This window comes from Embleya sp. NPDC056575, assembly GCF_042793325.1.
Classification (GTDB): Bacteria; Actinomycetota; Actinomycetes; order Streptomycetales; family Streptomycetaceae; genus Embleya.
The window spans coordinates 14,071-28,853 of the sequence record NZ_JBHTVA010000110.1 but is presented as its reverse complement, the minus strand read 5'-3'; the positions used below and the strand labels follow the sequence as shown (position 1 = coordinate 28,853).

Here is a 14,783-nt window from a genome sequence, read left to right as displayed (position 1 = left end):
CTCCGGCGGTGAGACGCGGCGCAGCCTCCAGGGCGTCACCTTCGCCGTGCCTGTGGGCTGGACTGTCGAGCAGGGCGCGGGCGGCCCGAACGTGGTGTGCGTGTTGCCGCCCACCGCGCTTGTGGGTTGCCCCAACGACGGGTGCGCGGTGGACGGTTGGAGATCCGCCTGCCGGACCCGCCCGGTGACGAATAGGGGCGGGCGATGGACCTCGAATCCGGTTCCGGGTGGGTCTGGCAGGGCGACGCGTGGTGCCGCGGCACCATCCCTCACGGCAGCGCGTTGACCACGTCCTCGACGATCGTGGAACGAGGTCTGCGCCCGGTCGGAAACAAGTCCGCCGACGACCGGCGCTGGGCGGCCGGTTGCGACAACGGCTCCTCCTATCACCCGCGCGTGTGGTGGTTGCCGGTCGCCGAGGTTGGACACGACGGTCGATCGCATCGCCGCGTCCTTCGACTTCTCGGGCTACTCGGGCACTCAGGGGTGACCGGCGGTCCCGACCACGCTCACGGCTTCTCCCAGATCTCGAACGCCCGTACCGTGAACGGCACATCGGGGACGAAGACGCCCTCACCCGGATAGGTGCTGAAGTCGCCTTCCGTAGCGCATTCCCGGCTCTGATACATCGTCACGTAGCGATCCATGCGGTTCGCGAAGGACAGCGCATCGACCCCTTCCGGAAGGGAGACACACTGCTCCACGTTGGAATCGGCCAACTCGAAGCTCGCCGTCGGTGCGCCCGCAAAACCCGGAGAGGACCAGAAGCACACCTGTCCGGGCGCACACGCGGACGCGGCGGCTGTGTCGGCGGATGCGCCGGGCGCTCCCACCGCGGTCAACAGGCTCGTGGTCAAGGCCAGCGCGCAGACGAAACGACGTCGCATGCGGTTCATGGGATGTTCCCCGTTCGTCGAATCCGTGCCCCGGTTCCGACGTGCTTCCACGGTCGCCCGTGGAGGGGGAAAACGCACGCGAATGGCGGTTGATTAGCTCTAAAGAGTGCACTGAAGATCAATATCCCGCGTCCGGGAACCAAGGTGCGAAACGTTTCGTCAGTGTAGGTATCGGCTTTATTCGGAGGCAGTCATGACTGTTGTGTCCGTCCCTCGTCGCCATCTCGTCCGCTCCGCTCTCGGTGTCGCCGCCGTCGTCGGCATCGCCGCGACGACCGTGTTGTCCGGAACGGCGCAGGCCGCCGGCACGACCTACCTCACCAACATCCGCGCCGGGGAACACGCCACCTACGACCGCGTGGTCCTCGACTTCTCCGCCGGCGTGCCCGCCTACGGGAGCACGACGAGCAGCGAGCTCTACCAGTGCGCGAGCGGGAAGCCGATCAGCTTCCCCAACAGCGCCGAGTACCTCGAGTTGGACATCGCGAGCGCCGCCCATGACGACAACGGCAACCCCACGTATACGGGCCCGCGCCAGGTGACGACCAACCTGCCCTCGCTCACCGGATACGCGATCACCTGCGACTTCGAAGGCAAACTCAAGGTCGGCATCGGCTACAAGAGCAATGTGCATCAGGTGGTCACGTCCGTTCTGACCAACCCGAGCCGCATCGTGATCGACGTCCAGCGCTGATCGACGTCCGGCGCCGATCGGGAGTCGACCGCTCGGTCGCCGCGACCGACCCCCGACCACGTGGTCATCCGCCGTTCGACCGCCGCCGGTTCGGCGGCGGTCGGCACCATCGGCGAGACAACCGTTCAGCGCCGGCTACATCCACGCCTCGGCGGACGGTGCCCGTGGGCACGCCACGGCACCGCCCCCAAGTCGGAACGGCGCGCTCAGATCCCGCCGTGGTGTCGATGGAAGGCCTCGGCCTCGACACCGTCGCCTTCGGCGCCCACCGCCGTGCGTACCGCGTCCGACAGACCGCGCGCCCGCATCCGCCGCGGCCCTGCGGCGACCATCGGATCGCTGTTCAGATCCTTCAACAGCGCGACACACAACGCCATCATCACCAACACGAACGGCAACGCGACCAGAATGGTCGCCTGCTGAAGGGACTTGAGCCCGCCCGCGACCAGGAGTACGGCGGCGACCGCGCCGATCAGGGTGCCCCATACGACCACCAGCAGGCGCCCCGGCCTGAGTGAGCCCCGGCTGGTCAGCGAACCGAGCACCAGCGACGCCGAGTCGGCCCCGGTAACGAAGTACAGCGCGACCAGGATCATCGTCACGGTCGCGGTGACGCCGTACAGAGGCAGTGCGTCCAGCATCGCGAACAGCCCCGATTCCGGCCCCTCGGCGACCTTGGCCACCAGGTCGGCCGTACCGGTCTGTTGTATCCGCAGCGCGGTCCCGCCCATCACCGCGAACCAGACGGTGCTCGCCCCGCTGGGTACGAGCAGTACGCCGATCACGAACTGGCGAACCGTTCGGCCGCGCGAGATGCGTGCGATGAAAGTCCCCACAAAGGGGGCCCAGGAGAGCCACCATGCCCAGTAGAAGATCGTCCATGAGCCCATCCACGCGTCGCCGCCGAAGGTTCCGGTGCGGGTCGCCGTGGTCAGCAGGTCGTTGAGGTAGCTGCCGACCGAGGCCGGCAACACGCCGAGGACGTACACCGTCGGGCCGACCACGAAGACGAACAACATGAGCATCAGCGCGAGCAGCACGTTCGCGGTACTGAGCCACTTGACGCCGCGATGGATCCCGCTGAACGCGGACAACACGAACGCGGCCGTCAGGGCCACGATGATCACCACGTGCAGTGTGGAGGTGTCCTCGATGTCGGCGGTGAGGTCGAGGCCCTTGGCCACTTGGAGGGCACCGAGGCCGAGGCTCGTGGCCGAGCCGAACACGGTCGCGAAGATGGCGAGCAGGTCGATCGCCCGGCCCGCCGCACCGTCCGCGTGCCGACCCAAGAGCGGTACGAATGCCGCGCTGACCCGATTTCCCCGACCGCGCCGGAAGGTCGCGTACGCGAGGGAGAGGCCGGCGATCGCGTAGATGGCCCACGGGTGCAACGTCCAGTGGAACAACGTCCATTCGAGCGCCGCCCCGGCCGCGCCCGGGGTCTCCGGGACTGCTCCCGAGGCCGGTGGCGGCGTGGTGAAGTGCTGGATGGGCTCGGCCACGGCGTAGAACATCAGCCCGATGCCCATGCCCGCGCTGAACATCATCGCGACCCAGGCTCCGGTGCCGAACTCCGGTTCGTCGTCGTCTCGACCCAGGCGGATCCGACCGTACTTCGACAGGGCGATGAACACCGCGAGCACCAGGAAGAGGTCGGCGGCGACGACGAACAACCAGCCGAAATTGCGGATCGTCCAGTCGAGGCCGGTCGATGCCGCCGTATCGAGCGAACCCTTCGCGAAGACGCCCCAGAGGACAACGGCGAGAACAGCGGCGAAGCCGATGCCCGCGACGACCGGGTCCACGCGAGGCGCGGCTGCGGCATCCCGGCTCGATCCGCTCACTGAGTCATCCTTTTCGTCCGAGTATGCCCCACCTCACATCGTGCGGGCTCGCGGATCGGGAGGAGGGGGGCGCGCCGGGTCGAACGCCGGTGTCACCCCTTTGTCGCAGCCATCCGTACGGCCTCCGCCGTCGACCGATGAAGGGCCACGATGTCGCGAATCTGCTTGTCCGGGTCGCGAATCCAGTCCCCGCTCCAAAGGCGGTACACAGCCCAACCGCGTCGCTCCAGACGGACCGTCCGCAGCCACTCACGCTCGCGCGCGGAGGGCGTCGCGAGGTAGATCGTGCTGCGATCCGTCTCGATCGCGACGAGCATCCATCGCGTGCACCGTCCGCACCCTGCGACTGCGTTCGTCGATGTCACCGAGCCTGCGCCTGCACCTGCGGACGCAGGCGCGCCGGCGTGCGCGACCTCGACCGCGTCCTCACCCACATGAGGGGCGTGTCGATCTTTGCCCCGTGCCACACGCGGTCACGCAGCCCGCCCACGCGCGAAGCGTTCGAGGTCGCGCCCGAGCCGCCGGGCCTCGCGTGGATCGAGTTCCGTCGCGCGCCGGGCATCGAGTACGGGCCCGGTCCACGGCGGCCGTCCGACGAGGTGGTCTGAATCCCGCGCGGGGTCAACCCCAGGCGCCGAACGGCTCAACCATGGCGCGCCTGTGTCGATCCAACACCGCGCCGTCCTCGGCACCCGCCCCCTCGCCGGCGCCCCACCTGCCGTCCGCACCCGCACCCGCGAGTGGCACTCGCGCCCCGACGCCGTCCCCGGCGTCGGCGAGTTCCGCCCACAACCGCCGTACGCCATAGCGCTGTCGCGTGAGCACGAGCACCCGACCGCCGGTGTCGATCTCCCGCCGGATGATCATCGCGGCGGTCCTGGTCTTGCCCGTCCCGGCCACGCCCACCACCACGAGGGCGGGAGGACGGGCGGACGCGGCGGCGAGGATCCGCAACTGGTCCGGGTCGGCGTCGCCCACCCACCCCGTCGCCTTCGCGTCGGGATCCGCCGCCCGCAGGGTCACCGCGGCCCCGGCCAAGGCCGCGACGACTCCCTCGCGAGCGGTGTACCAGCGATGCCCGGATCGGCCGGCAAAGGAAACCGCCCGTCCGCCCAGCGCGGCAGCGCGGCACCGACGACCTCCTCCTCACCATGCGCCATGTCCCGTCCTCCCTGAGGAAGACTCTCCTCCCGGGCGGCACACGCCCGCAGCGGGCAATCCCTCAAACCGGGGCTCCGTGCGCGCCGTTCCGGAACCCACCAAGGTCCACGGCGCGTCGATCGGCGCACGCACCGCCGGCGCCCGCTTCCGGAACCACCGCCCGGGCCCGCTCCCCAGGCACCCGACACGCCCGGTCACTCCCGATACAACCGTGCCACCACCTCCTCGATCGTCGGCTCGCGCACGGACACGTCCCGCAACCCGCCGTCGCGCGCGATCCTGGCGATCAACTCCCCCGCGGGCACCCCGTCCAGCGCGAAGGTGACCCGGCGACCGTCCGCCTCGACGCCCTCGACCGTGACCCCCGGCATGCGCACGTCCAGTTCGCGCGCCTCGTCCAGATCCACCACCACCCGCCGGCGCGATCCGTAGCGCGCGTGCAGGGCCTCCAGCGTGCCGTCGTGGACCACGTGTCCCCGGTCGATCACGATCAGGCGTCGGCACAGGTGTTCGATGTCGGCGAGGTCGTGGGTGGTGAGCACGGTCGTCACCTCCCCGCCGGCGCCGATGTCCGCCAGGAACGCGCGCAGCGACTGCTTGCTGACCACGTCGAGTCCGATCGTCGGCTCGTCCAGGAACAGCACGTCGGGTCCGTGCAGGAGCGCCGCGGTGATCTCGCCGCGCATGCGCTGCCCGAGGGAGAGTTGGCGCACCGGGGTGTCCATGAACTCGTCCAGTTCCAGCATCGCCCGGCATCGCTTGAGCCGGGCCTCGTGTTCGACGCGCGGCACCGTGTACACCGCACCCAACAGCCGGAACGACTCGCGCAGCGGCAGGTCCCACCACAGTTGCGAGCGCTGCCCGAAGACCACCCCGATCCGGCGGGCGAGCCGGCGCCGGCGGGGCACCGGCTCCAGTCCGCAGACGCGGATGTGACCCGAGGTCGGGGTCAGGATCCCGGTCATCATCTTGAGCGTGGTCGACTTGCCGGCCCCGTTGGGTCCGATGTAGCCGACCATCTCGCCCCGGGCGATGCTCAGTTCGACGCCGTCGACCGCGGACACCGTCCGCGTTTCCCGCCGCACCCGGCCTATCTTGCGCTTGATCGTGAATTCCTTGCGCAGGTCGCGCACTTCGATCATCGTGTCGGTCTCGATCATGGTCTCGGTCGCGGTGTCGATCACGATCCCGTACTCCTGTAGTGCCGAATCCCCGTCCGCCACACCAGCAGCGCGATCGTCCAGGCGAGCGCGGCGGCGGCCGGAGAGGACCAGGCGAGCCAGTTCGGCCCGCCGAGCGGATCCGCGTGCCCCGTCAGGAACAGCGCGGGCTGATAGCCGACGAGCGCAAGGCCGACCCCGTACCCGAACACCCGGCGCAGCAGCCCCGGGTAGATCGTCGCCGGATAGCGGGCGAACTCCTTGCCGCCGTAGGTGAACGCGTTCGCGATCTCGCCGGATTCGACGAACCAGAACGCGACGCAGGCGCCCAGTACGAACACCGCCGCGAACAGGGCGCAGCCCGCGAGCGGGGTGAGCACGAGCATCAGTACGCGCACCGGTGTCCAGTCGATGTCGGCGTATACGAGGACTGCCACCAGCAGCACGGACGACTGCGCCACACGCCCGACGCGGCGCAACGCGAAGTCGGTGGCGAGCAGTTGCGGCAACACGCGAAGCGGGCGGATGAGGATGGTGTCGAGCGTGCCCTTGCGGACGTAGGTGGACAGGCGTTCGATATTGCCCACCAGCAGGTCCGCGAGGTCGAACGCGAAGGCCGCGAGCGCGGACATCACCAGCACCTCGCGCAGCCCGAATCCGCCGACCGTCGGCGAGACGCGGAACACCACCAGGACCACCGCGGCCTCGACGAGCGTGCCGAGCGCGCAGGACGCGACATCGATGCCGAACGACAACCGGTACTGGGTCTGACTGCGGATCTGGGCCCGCACCAGGCGCGCGTACGCCTGTCCGACTCCCGGCTCAGCCACCCTGGATCACCAGCCTGTCGGTTGCGGCGCGCTGCACGCGCGCAACGAGCGGGATCAGGATCGCGACCCACGCCAGCTGCAGGACGACGCTGCCGATCTGCTGTGCGGGGCCGGGACGTTCGACCAGCACGTCGAGCGGGATCTGGAACAGGCCGGGGAACGGGGTGGCGAACCACAACACCGCCTGCGCCCACTCGGGCAGGAAGCGCAGCGGGAAGAAGGTGCCCGCGAACACCCCGGAGGCGAGCAGCCACACCGCACTCAGCCCGCGCGCGTCGAGGAGCCAGAACGCGCCGAGGTTGACCAGATAGCGCAGGGCGAAGCTGAGCACCGTGCCCAGGGTCAGCGAGATGGCGAACAGCGGCACCGTGTAGGGGCGATGCGGGACGTACAGGGTGAACATCAGGCCGCCGGCGAGGACGGGGACGACCATGCGGGCGAGGACCGCGTAGGCGGCGCGCCCCAGGTCGGCGGCCAGGAACGCTTCGAAGGGGTCGATGGGGCGCAGCAGATCGGCGGTCACGTCTCCGCTGCGGACGCGGTCGGCGAGTTCGTTCCAGGACCACACGTGGACGACGGTGAGGATGCCCTGGCCGACCCAGACGTAGGTGGCGAGTTGGGTGGTGTCGTAGCCGCCCGGCCGGCGGCCGTCGTCGGCCAGGGCGCGCAGCAGCGAGTAGATCATCACACCGAAGACGATGTTGGTGAACAGTCCGGCGAGCGCCGCCTGGCGGTACGTGGACCAGCGGCGAAAGCCCGCGCCGAACAGCGCGCCGAAGCGGTGCAGGCGGGCCCGGCGATCGGGCGGACGGTCGGGCCGCAGCGGGCGCGCGGAAGCGAATGACATGGTGAAATCCCTTCCCCGGACGGCGTGCGGCGGCGGAGCCGAACGGGCACGCGAGTCCGGGCATACCGGAGTGACCTCGGTCGGAGGCGTGGGATGCTCACTCTTGGTTTCGTTGCGCGGAGTCTGATGCGTGACGAACGCCGACTCCGGCCCGCAACACCCCGGGCAAGGCGAGCAAGAATAGCGGACACGCGGGTACGTTTCACCCAGGTTTTACTCACCCGTACGAGTGGGCGCCCGATTTTTTCGCGCCAAGGGATGAACCGATGAGCACACTCGTGTGACGATCGTGTCCATGGTGCAGCAGTTGGGCAAGGGACAGAACACGCCGGTGACCCCCGCGAAGGTGCGCGCGGTCCTCGTCTGGCGGCCGGGGCCGGGTACACCCGGTCTGGACGCGTCGGCGTTGTTGTTGGGTGCGTCCGGTCGCGTCGCGAGTGACGCCGACTTCGTGTTCTACAACCAGCCGACCCATCCGTCCGGTGCGGTGCGACACGTCGGCAAGGACGAGGGGACCTGGTCGCGGGACGCGCTGGAGATCGATCTCGGATCGATGCCGGCGAGCGTGGATCGGGTGGTGCTCGCGGCGTCGGCGCACAACGGTACCTTCGCGGGCATCCGGGATCTGCACCTGCTGGTGAGCGATCCGGGGGCCGAGGTGGACCTGGTCCGGTTCGACATCGCGAACGCCACCGTGGAGACCGCCATGCTCGCGGGCGAGCTGTATCGCCGGGGTGGGGCCTGGAAGTTCCGGGCGATCGGGCAGGGCTACTCGACCGGTCTGGAAGGGCTCGCCACCGACTTCGGCATCTCGGTGACCGCCCCGCCGACGCCGCCCGCTCCCCCGCGGGTGCAGGCGCCGCCGCCTCCGCCGCCGGTGCAGCAACCGGCTCCGCCCCGGCTGAACGTCCGCAAGCCCGAGCCGGCGCCGCGGCCCGCCTCCACGCCGCCGCCCGTCACCCGGCAGTCGCCGGCCCCGAGCACCCCGGCCCGGCCGCCGGTGCGGCTGAGCAAGGTGACGTTGACCAAGGCGTCGCCGATGGTCTCGCTGAGCAAGGAGGGCATCACCGGGAGTCGGATGCGGGTGAACCTGAACTGGGTTCAGGCCGCTCCCGGGCGCGGCATGCTCAAGCGGTTGATGGGGCCGACGGACCTCGACCTGTGCTGCCTGTGGGAGCTGTCCGACGGCAGGAAGGGGATCGTGCAGGCGCTCGGCAACTCGTTCGGCTCGGCCGACTCGCCCCCGTACGTGTACCTGGACGGCGACGACCGCACGGGCGCCAATGCCGCCGGCGAGAACTTGTTCATCAACCTCGATCACAAGAGCAGCTTCAAGCGCCTGTTGATCTTCGCGTTCATCTACAAGGGTGTGACGTTCGACGACGCGCAGGCGGTGGTGACGCTCACGCCGGCGACCGGACCCGAGCTGGAGATCAGGCTCGACGAGACCGGCGGCGCGGCGCGGTCGTGCGCGATCGCGTTGGTGCAGAACCAGGGTGGGGATCTGACGATCCAGCGCGAGGTGCGCTACATCAAGGGCAACCAGGAGAAGGTCGACCAGGCGTACGGCTGGGGCCTGCAGTGGCGGGCGGGCACGAAGGACTGACGCGAAGCCGACGCCCGCGCCCGGGCTCGCGCACGTTGCGGGCACGGCACGGATGCGACTGCGGGCGCGGGTGATCACAGGCGTGGACTCGGTCGCCGGCGCACGGGCGGGGAGAGCGGTCGCAGGTGCGGCCTCGGTTGCAGGCGCAGGGGCACGGGAACGATCGCGGGTACGCACTTCGGTCGCGAGCGCAGGCGCACGAATGTGATCGCAGGTGCGGCCTCTGTCGCCGTTGCAGCCGCTGGCGTGCGGGAGGAATGGCGAGTATGCACTTGGTCGACGGCCCAGGCGCACGAATGTAGTCGCGGGCGTGGACTCACGGCCGGCGGCCGGGACCAAGGCGCGCCCGGGGTCGCAGGAGCCTTCGGTCGCAGGTGCAGGCCGCAGGGGTATCGTCCCGGTCGCGAGTGATCACGGGTGGTCGCGGGCGCAGGCATCATCACGGTCGCAAGTGCCATCACGGCAGTCGCGGGCGCAGGCACCGTCACGATTGCGAGTGCGATCACGACAGTCGCGGGCGCAAGCCCCGGAAGGCTCAGGCGCGCGCACGCAGCCGTCGGGCGCGGTCGCCGGGACGGCCACATCGCCGGTCGCGGGCGGGTTGGTGGTCGTGGGCGGGCGTTGGGCACGTTCGCGTTCACCGACGCGGGGACGCCCGCAAGTGCAGGCGCAGTTGCGGACATGACCGCGGTCGCAGGCGCCGGTGCAGCCGTTCGGCGCTTTCAGCCGGTGCAGTTCGCCCTTCGCCCATGCAGGCGCCTCCAGTGTGGCCGCTCGGCGCCTACGGGCGGCCTGCGGTCGGGCTACGCCCATGCAGGCGCCGCCGGCGCGCGCGGCCATTCGGCGCCTGCGGCCGGGCCGTGGTCGCCCTACGCCCGTCCGGCCGCCCCGTGGCCGCTCACGCGTCGTCCGGGTGGGTTCCCTCCGGGCGTACGCCGATGCCCGGCAGGTCGACGTATCCGCCGGACGTCCACGCCCGGGTGCGCAGTCTGCGGACGCCGTCGATGCCCCAGTGGGCGAATGCCTCCAGGATCGACTCGGCGGCCGCGACCGCGTGTTCGGCGCCGGGGCGCAGCCAGACCTGGCGTCCGTTGCCCGGCATGTTGCCGAGTTCGAGCCGGTCCTGTCCGACCCGGATCTCGGCCGTGTGCGCGGGTTCGGCGACGTCGCCCAAGACCAGCAGCACCGGTTCCACCCATCCGACCAGGGGCATGTCCACCACCAGCGAGGACAGTACGCGTGGAAGCGCGTCGCAAAAGTCGGCCCAGTCGTGCGGGTCCGGCCCGAACGGCAGGAACAGCTCGGCCAGGCTCATGTCGGGCCGGCTGACGCACCAGATGTACGGCAGTCCGGCGAGCGATTCCGCGCGCTCGAATCCGCGCCGTTCGAAGGCCTCGCCGGCGCGGGTGGGGAACAGCTCCATCACCAGCGCCTCGTTCGCGTCGTCGCGCGAGAGCCGCAGGGTGATCCGGCGCGACCGCCACCGCAACCACGCGGCCGGCCCGCCACGCCAGGGCGCGGGCCCCAGGGTCGCGGTGAGCGCCGCGCCGAGCCGGGTGTGCGCGGCGTCCAACTCCCGCCCGCGGTCGCGGACATACGGCACCGTGCCCCAGGCGCCGATCCCGCCTCCGCCGCCGTAGGAGTACTGGCCGGGCACCACGGGGCCCTGTAGGCCCGGCGTCGGCGGCGGCGGATCCACGCGGACCGGCAGCGGAGCGGTGAGGCGTACGCACGGCGCTCCCTCGGCGTGCTCGCCGGGATCGCCCCGGCACAGCAGTCCGGGGATGCCGGTCTCGATCACCAGGCGCCCGTCCTCGTCCCGGCGAGTCTCCCAGCCGAGTCGCCCGGCGGTTTCCTGGAGGGCTTCGACGGACCAGTCCCCCCACTCCGCGCCTCGGGCGGCGAGCAGCGTTCGGGCGAGTGTGTCGGCGGCAGGCATCACGGAGACGGCCATGCTCGACATGGTCACAGCACACGGGTCGATCGGACCAGACCCTTTACCGATCCGCGCTCGAAAAGATCGTCGGCGAGCCCGCGTTCCCGCGGGTCCGCCGCGTCCCGAACCACCCCGGTCGTCCGTACCGACGACCGACCGGCGACCGCCCACCAGCGACCGCGGTGCGCCGAACATCCGACCCCGACAACCAGGCACCGAGCGCCCACCGCCGAGCACCACCCCCCGAACCCCCATCAGAGCAGGCTGGTCTCCGGATACTTGCCGCTCGGCGTGACGATCGTCCCGGCATTGCCCCGCAGGATCTCCGCGGCCTGATCCAACGCGCCGATCGCCGCCATGTCACCGGTCATCTCGACGAACCGGCAGATGGCGTCGACCTTGGGCCCCATCGACCCGGCCGGGAAGTCGCCGGCGCGCAGTTGCATGGGCGTGGCGTTGGCGATCTCCTGCGCGTCGGGCTGCCCGAATCCGCGCATCACCCGGGGCACGTCCGTGAGCAGCAACAGCGCGTCGGCGTCGAGGGCTTCGGCGAGCAGCGCCGCGGTGAGGTCCTTGTCCACCACGGCCTCGACGCCGGTGAGCTGGCCGAGTTCGTTGCGCACCACGGGCACGCCGCCGCCGCCCGCGCACACCGCGACCGCGCCGGAGGCGAGCAGTTGGCGGATCACCCGGGTCTCCACCACGCGCGCGGGTTTGGGCGAGGGCACCACGCGGCGCCACCACTTGCCGTCCTGCTTGACGATCCAGCCGCGCTCTTGCGCGAGCCGTTTGGCCTCGTCCTCCTCGTAGACGGGGCCGACGAACTTGGTCGGGTCCTGGAAGGCGGGGTCGGCGGTGGAGACGAGGGTCTGGTTGATCAGTGAGCACACCTGGCGGCCGGGCAGCGCGTTCTGCAGCGACTGGAGCAGCCAGTAGCCGATCATGCCCTGGGTCATCGCGCCCAGCACGTCGAACGGGTAGGGCTGGCTGAGCGACTGGTCGGCGGCGGATTGCAGGGCCAATACGCCGACCTGGGGACCGTTTCCGTGGGTCACCACCAGCTCGTGCTCGCGCGCCAACGGGGCCAGCGACTTGACCGCCTTTTGGATGTTGTGCAGTTGGATGTCGGCGTCGGGCTTGTCCCCGCGCTGAAGCATCGCGTTTCCGCCGAGGGCGACGACGACGCGCATGGTGGATCCCTTCGGTCCGGGGCGACGATCGCGAATGGCGGTCGGCCGATCGCATCGTCGCGGCAAAACAGGATGAATGGGGTGCTGCGTAACCACGCGCGGCCCGGGTACCGGTGGTCCGGTGCCCGGGCCGCGTCGATCCTCCTGCCGCGGGTCAGTCGCCGAGAGTGGCGACCATGACGGCCTTGATCGTGTGCAGGCGGTTCTCGGCCTCGTCGAAGACGATCGAGAACTCCGATTCGAAGACCTCGTCGGTGACCTCCAGCGCCTCCATGCCGGTCTTGTCGAAGATGTCCCGACCGACCGCGGTGTTGCGGTCGTGGAAGGCGGGGAGGCAGTGCATGAACTTGACCTTGGGGTTCCCGGTCGCCTTCACCACGTCCATGTTGACCTGGTACGCCTTGAGTTGCGCGATCCGGGTGTCCCAGACCTCCTTGGGCTCGCCCATGGACACCCACACGTCGGTGTAGAGGAAGTCCACGCCCTTGACACCTTCGGCGACATCGGCGGTGTGGGTGATCGTGGCCCCGGTCCCGACCGCGATCTCCTTGGCCTTGTCGACGATCTCCGGGTGGTTCCACAACGCCTCGGGCGCCACCATGCGTACGTCCATGCCCAGCATCGCGGCGGTGATCAGCAGCGAGTTGCCCATGTTGTTGCGGGCGTCGCCGAGGTAGGCGAACGAGACGCGGTGCAGCGGCTTGTCCGAGTGTTCGCGCATGGTGAGCATGTCCGCGAGCATCTGCGTGGGGTGCCACTCGTCGGTCAGGCCGTTCCACACGGGCACACCCGCGTACTTGCCGAGTTCCTCGACGTACTCCTGCTTGCTGCCCCGGTATTCGATGCCGTCGTACATCCGGCCGAGCACCCGCGCGGTGTCCTTCATCGACTCCTTGTGGCCGATCTGCGAGCCGCTCGGGTCGAGGTAGGTCACGCCCGCGCCCTGGTCGTACGCGGCGACCTCGAACGCGCACCGCGTGCGGGTCGAGGTCTTCTCGAAGATCAGCGCGATGTTCTTGCCGACGAGGCGCTTTTGCTCGATGCCCGCGTACTTCGCGGCCTTCAGGTCCGCGGCGAGGTCGAGCAGGTGATTGAACTCCTTGGGCGTGAAGTCCAATTCCTTGAGGAAGTTGCGGTGACGCAGATTGAAGGCCATGGCTCCGGGCTTCTCTTCGAACGGGGATCGGGGGATCCGGGGGATCGGGGAGCGGGGAGCCGTCGGACACGGGGGTTCGACGGATCGCACGCGGGTGCACGACGGTCGGGCGACGGTCGTACGGATCGGCAAACCGCCAGGTTAGACGGCCTCGCGCTCGACGGGACAACTCATGCAGCGCGGTCCGCCGCGGCCGCGGCCGAGTTCGCTGCCGCGGATGGTGACCACCTCGATGCCGTTCTTGCGCAGGAAGGTGTTCGTGGTGACGTTGCGTTCGTAGGCGAAGACCACGCCGGGCTCCACCGCCAGGACGTTGCACCCGTCGTCCCACTGCTCGCGCTCGGCCGAGCGCACGTCCTGGGTGGCGGCCAGGACCCGGATGTCGGACAGGTCCAGCGCGCTCGCGATCGCCTTGTGCATGTCGTGGGCGGGGTGGTCGGTGACCTTGAGCGCCTCCTCGTCGTCGCCCGGTTCGATCGTGTACGAGGGCAGCATGCCCATGCCCGCGTACTTGGTGAACGTCTCGCCGTCGAGCATCGTCATCACGGTGTCGAGGTGCATGAACGCGCGCTTCTTCGGCATTCTCAGCGCCACCACCTTGGTCGCGGAGCCGTGCTTGAACAGTGCCCGCGCCAGTGCCTCGACGCCCTGCGGGGTGGTGCGCTCGCTCATGCCGACCAGTACCGCCCCGTTGCCGATGACCAGGACGTCGCCGCCCTCCATCGTCGCGGGGAAGCTGTTCTGGCCGGGGTTCCACACGTTGAAGTCGCCCTTGGCGAAGTTCGGGTGGTAGGTGTAGATCGCCTCGAAGTGCACCGTCTCGCGCCGGCGGGCGGGCATCGTCATCGCGTTCACCGCGACACCGTCGTAGACCCAGCACGAGGTGTCGCGGGTGAAGATGTGGTTGGGCAGCGGCTTGAGCACGAAGTCGTCCACGTCCATGGTGTGGAACGCGACGCTGTGCGGCTCCTCCATGTACTCCAGGATCTCCCGCTTGGTGATCCCGCCGACCAGGTAGCGCACCAGTTCGTTGACGTCGAAGCCCTCGAACAGGCCGCGCAGTTCATCCACCGCGAGCAGGCCGAACTCGCGTTCGTCGAAGACGCGGTCCAGGACCATCTTCTTCGCCGGCGGCTCGCTCGCGAGCGTCTCGCGCAGCAGGTCGGTGAACAGGTGTACGCGGATGCCCCGATCGCGCAGCGCGTCCGCGAAGGCGTCGTGCTCCTCGCGGGCCCGCTTGACCCACAGGACGTCGTCGAACAGGAGTTCGTCCTTGTTCGTCGGGGTCAGCCGCTTCATCTCCAGGTCCGGACGGTGCAGGATCACCTGCTTGAGACGACCGGTCTCCGACTCGACGTGGAACCCCATGGAATGGTCCTCCTGACCGTTGCGAACTGCGGTGTACGTGCCGGTCGTCGGGACCGGACAGGCTTGCGGATGGTGTTTCCGGTTCGTGGGGACAC

At 69.7% G+C, this 14,783-nt stretch carries 14 protein-coding genes; 3 read left to right on the top strand and 11 right to left on the bottom strand.

The window, feature by feature from the left end; all coding sequences use genetic code 11:
- Window positions 1-509: 509 nt before the first annotated feature.
- Window positions 510-887 carry a peptidase inhibitor family I36 protein gene (locus tag ACFRCG_RS45710; RefSeq protein ID WP_380042593.1) on the bottom strand — a complete coding sequence of 126 codons (378 nt, stop codon included), beginning with the start codon at window positions 885-887 and terminating at the stop codon, window positions 510-512.
- A gap of 202 nt (window positions 888-1,089) precedes the next feature.
- Between ACFRCG_RS45710 and ACFRCG_RS45705 the strand changes: the two genes are divergently transcribed.
- On the top strand, window positions 1,090-1,590 hold the full coding sequence (locus ACFRCG_RS45705) for a hypothetical protein (protein ID WP_380042592.1): 501 nt from the start codon (window positions 1,090-1,092) through the stop codon (window positions 1,588-1,590).
- A 206-nt stretch (window positions 1,591-1,796) separates the two neighbouring features.
- Here ACFRCG_RS45705 and ACFRCG_RS45700 read toward each other — a convergent pair whose 3' ends face one another.
- Together ACFRCG_RS45700 and ACFRCG_RS45695 are read right to left on the bottom strand one after the other, a co-directional pair.
- The gene (locus tag ACFRCG_RS45700) at window positions 1,797-3,434 is read right to left on the bottom strand and encodes a BCCT family transporter (RefSeq protein WP_380042591.1); all 1,638 of its coding nucleotides are present in this window, start codon (window positions 3,432-3,434) and stop codon (window positions 1,797-1,799) included.
- Between the two features lie 92 nt (window positions 3,435-3,526).
- Window positions 3,527-3,751, bottom strand: a complete 225-nt coding sequence (locus ACFRCG_RS45695) for a hypothetical protein (RefSeq protein WP_380042590.1) — start codon at window positions 3,749-3,751, stop codon at window positions 3,527-3,529.
- 87 nt (window positions 3,752-3,838) lie between these two features.
- Here ACFRCG_RS45695 and ACFRCG_RS45690 point away from each other — a divergent pair, with 87 nt between their 5' ends.
- Window positions 3,839-4,042, top strand: a complete 204-nt coding sequence (locus tag ACFRCG_RS45690) for a hypothetical protein (RefSeq protein WP_380042589.1) — start codon at window positions 3,839-3,841, stop codon at window positions 4,040-4,042.
- Window positions 4,043-4,055: 13 nt separating this feature from the next.
- On the opposite strand, the gene ACFRCG_RS45685 is transcribed toward ACFRCG_RS45690, so the two are convergent.
- From ACFRCG_RS45685 to ACFRCG_RS45670, 4 genes are all read right to left on the bottom strand, one after another.
- The gene (locus ACFRCG_RS45685; RefSeq protein WP_380042588.1) at window positions 4,056-4,472 is read right to left on the bottom strand and encodes a hypothetical protein; all 417 of its coding nucleotides are present in this window, start codon (window positions 4,470-4,472) and stop codon (window positions 4,056-4,058) included.
- Window positions 4,473-4,789: 317 nt separating this feature from the next.
- Window positions 4,790-5,737: an ATP-binding cassette domain-containing protein gene (locus tag ACFRCG_RS45680; protein ID WP_380042595.1), complete on the bottom strand. Its 948-nt coding sequence runs from the start codon at window positions 5,735-5,737 to the stop codon at window positions 4,790-4,792.
- 38 nt (window positions 5,738-5,775) lie between these two features.
- Window positions 5,776-6,585, bottom strand: a complete 810-nt coding sequence (locus ACFRCG_RS45675) for an ABC transporter permease (protein ID WP_380042587.1) — start codon at window positions 6,583-6,585, stop codon at window positions 5,776-5,778.
- The gene (locus ACFRCG_RS45670) at window positions 6,578-7,432 is read right to left on the bottom strand and encodes an ABC transporter permease (RefSeq protein WP_380042586.1); all 855 of its coding nucleotides are present in this window, start codon (window positions 7,430-7,432) and stop codon (window positions 6,578-6,580) included. Before ACFRCG_RS45670 ends, ACFRCG_RS45675 begins: the two co-directional genes overlap by 8 nt.
- A gap of 295 nt (window positions 7,433-7,727) precedes the next feature.
- On the opposite strand from ACFRCG_RS45670, the gene ACFRCG_RS45665 reads away from it, so the two are divergent.
- Window positions 7,728-9,038, top strand: coding sequence for a TerD family protein (locus ACFRCG_RS45665; protein ID WP_380042585.1), 1,311 nt, complete (start codon window positions 7,728-7,730; stop codon window positions 9,036-9,038).
- Between the two features lie 898 nt (window positions 9,039-9,936).
- Here ACFRCG_RS45665 and ACFRCG_RS45660 read toward each other — a convergent pair.
- The 4 genes from ACFRCG_RS45660 to ACFRCG_RS45645 all read right to left on the bottom strand — a co-directional run bounded on the left by ACFRCG_RS45660 (window position 9,937) and on the right by ACFRCG_RS45645 (window position 14,688).
- Window positions 9,937-10,992: a hypothetical protein gene (locus tag ACFRCG_RS45660; protein WP_380042584.1), complete on the bottom strand. Its 1,056-nt coding sequence runs from the start codon at window positions 10,990-10,992 to the stop codon at window positions 9,937-9,939.
- Window positions 10,993-11,228: 236 nt separating this feature from the next.
- A complete protein-coding gene (gene arcC / locus ACFRCG_RS45655; RefSeq protein ID WP_380042583.1) occupies window positions 11,229-12,164 on the bottom strand; it encodes a carbamate kinase in 936 nt (311 codons plus the stop codon).
- 154 nt (window positions 12,165-12,318) lie between these two features.
- A complete protein-coding gene (argF, locus tag ACFRCG_RS45650; protein ID WP_380042582.1) occupies window positions 12,319-13,320 on the bottom strand; it encodes an ornithine carbamoyltransferase in 1,002 nt (333 codons plus the stop codon).
- A gap of 141 nt (window positions 13,321-13,461) precedes the next feature.
- Window positions 13,462-14,688, bottom strand: coding sequence for an arginine deiminase (locus ACFRCG_RS45645; protein WP_380042581.1), 1,227 nt, complete (start codon window positions 14,686-14,688; stop codon window positions 13,462-13,464).
- Window positions 14,689-14,783 lie beyond the last annotated feature (95 nt).

What these genes read in the sequence shown, in the direction of transcription:
- ACFRCG_RS45665 (WP_380042585.1), top strand. Translation starts at nt 7,728, where the DNA reads ATGGTGCAGCAGTTGGGCAAGGGACAGAACACGCCGGTGACCCCCGCG.
- argF (WP_380042582.1), bottom strand. Translation starts at nt 13,320, where the DNA reads ATGGCCTTCAATCTGCGTCACCGCAACTTCCTCAAGGAATTGGACTTC.
- ACFRCG_RS45710 (WP_380042593.1), bottom strand. Translation starts at nt 887, where the DNA reads ATGCGACGTCGTTTCGTCTGCGCGCTGGCCTTGACCACGAGCCTGTTG.
- ACFRCG_RS45645 (WP_380042581.1), bottom strand. Translation starts at nt 14,688, where the DNA reads ATGGGGTTCCACGTCGAGTCGGAGACCGGTCGTCTCAAGCAGGTGATC.
- ACFRCG_RS45705 (WP_380042592.1), top strand. Translation starts at nt 1,090, where the DNA reads ATGACTGTTGTGTCCGTCCCTCGTCGCCATCTCGTCCGCTCCGCTCTC.
- ACFRCG_RS45670 (WP_380042586.1), bottom strand. Translation starts at nt 7,432, where the DNA reads ATGTCATTCGCTTCCGCGCGCCCGCTGCGGCCCGACCGTCCGCCCGAT.
- ACFRCG_RS45680 (WP_380042595.1), bottom strand. Translation starts at nt 5,737, where the DNA reads ATGATCGAAGTGCGCGACCTGCGCAAGGAATTCACGATCAAGCGCAAG.
- ACFRCG_RS45695 (WP_380042590.1), bottom strand. Translation starts at nt 3,751, where the DNA reads ATGCTCGTCGCGATCGAGACGGATCGCAGCACGATCTACCTCGCGACG.
- ACFRCG_RS45660 (WP_380042584.1), bottom strand. Translation starts at nt 10,992, where the DNA reads ATGGCCGTCTCCGTGATGCCTGCCGCCGACACACTCGCCCGAACGCTG.
- arcC (WP_380042583.1), bottom strand. Translation starts at nt 12,164, where the DNA reads ATGCGCGTCGTCGTCGCCCTCGGCGGAAACGCGATGCTTCAGCGCGGG.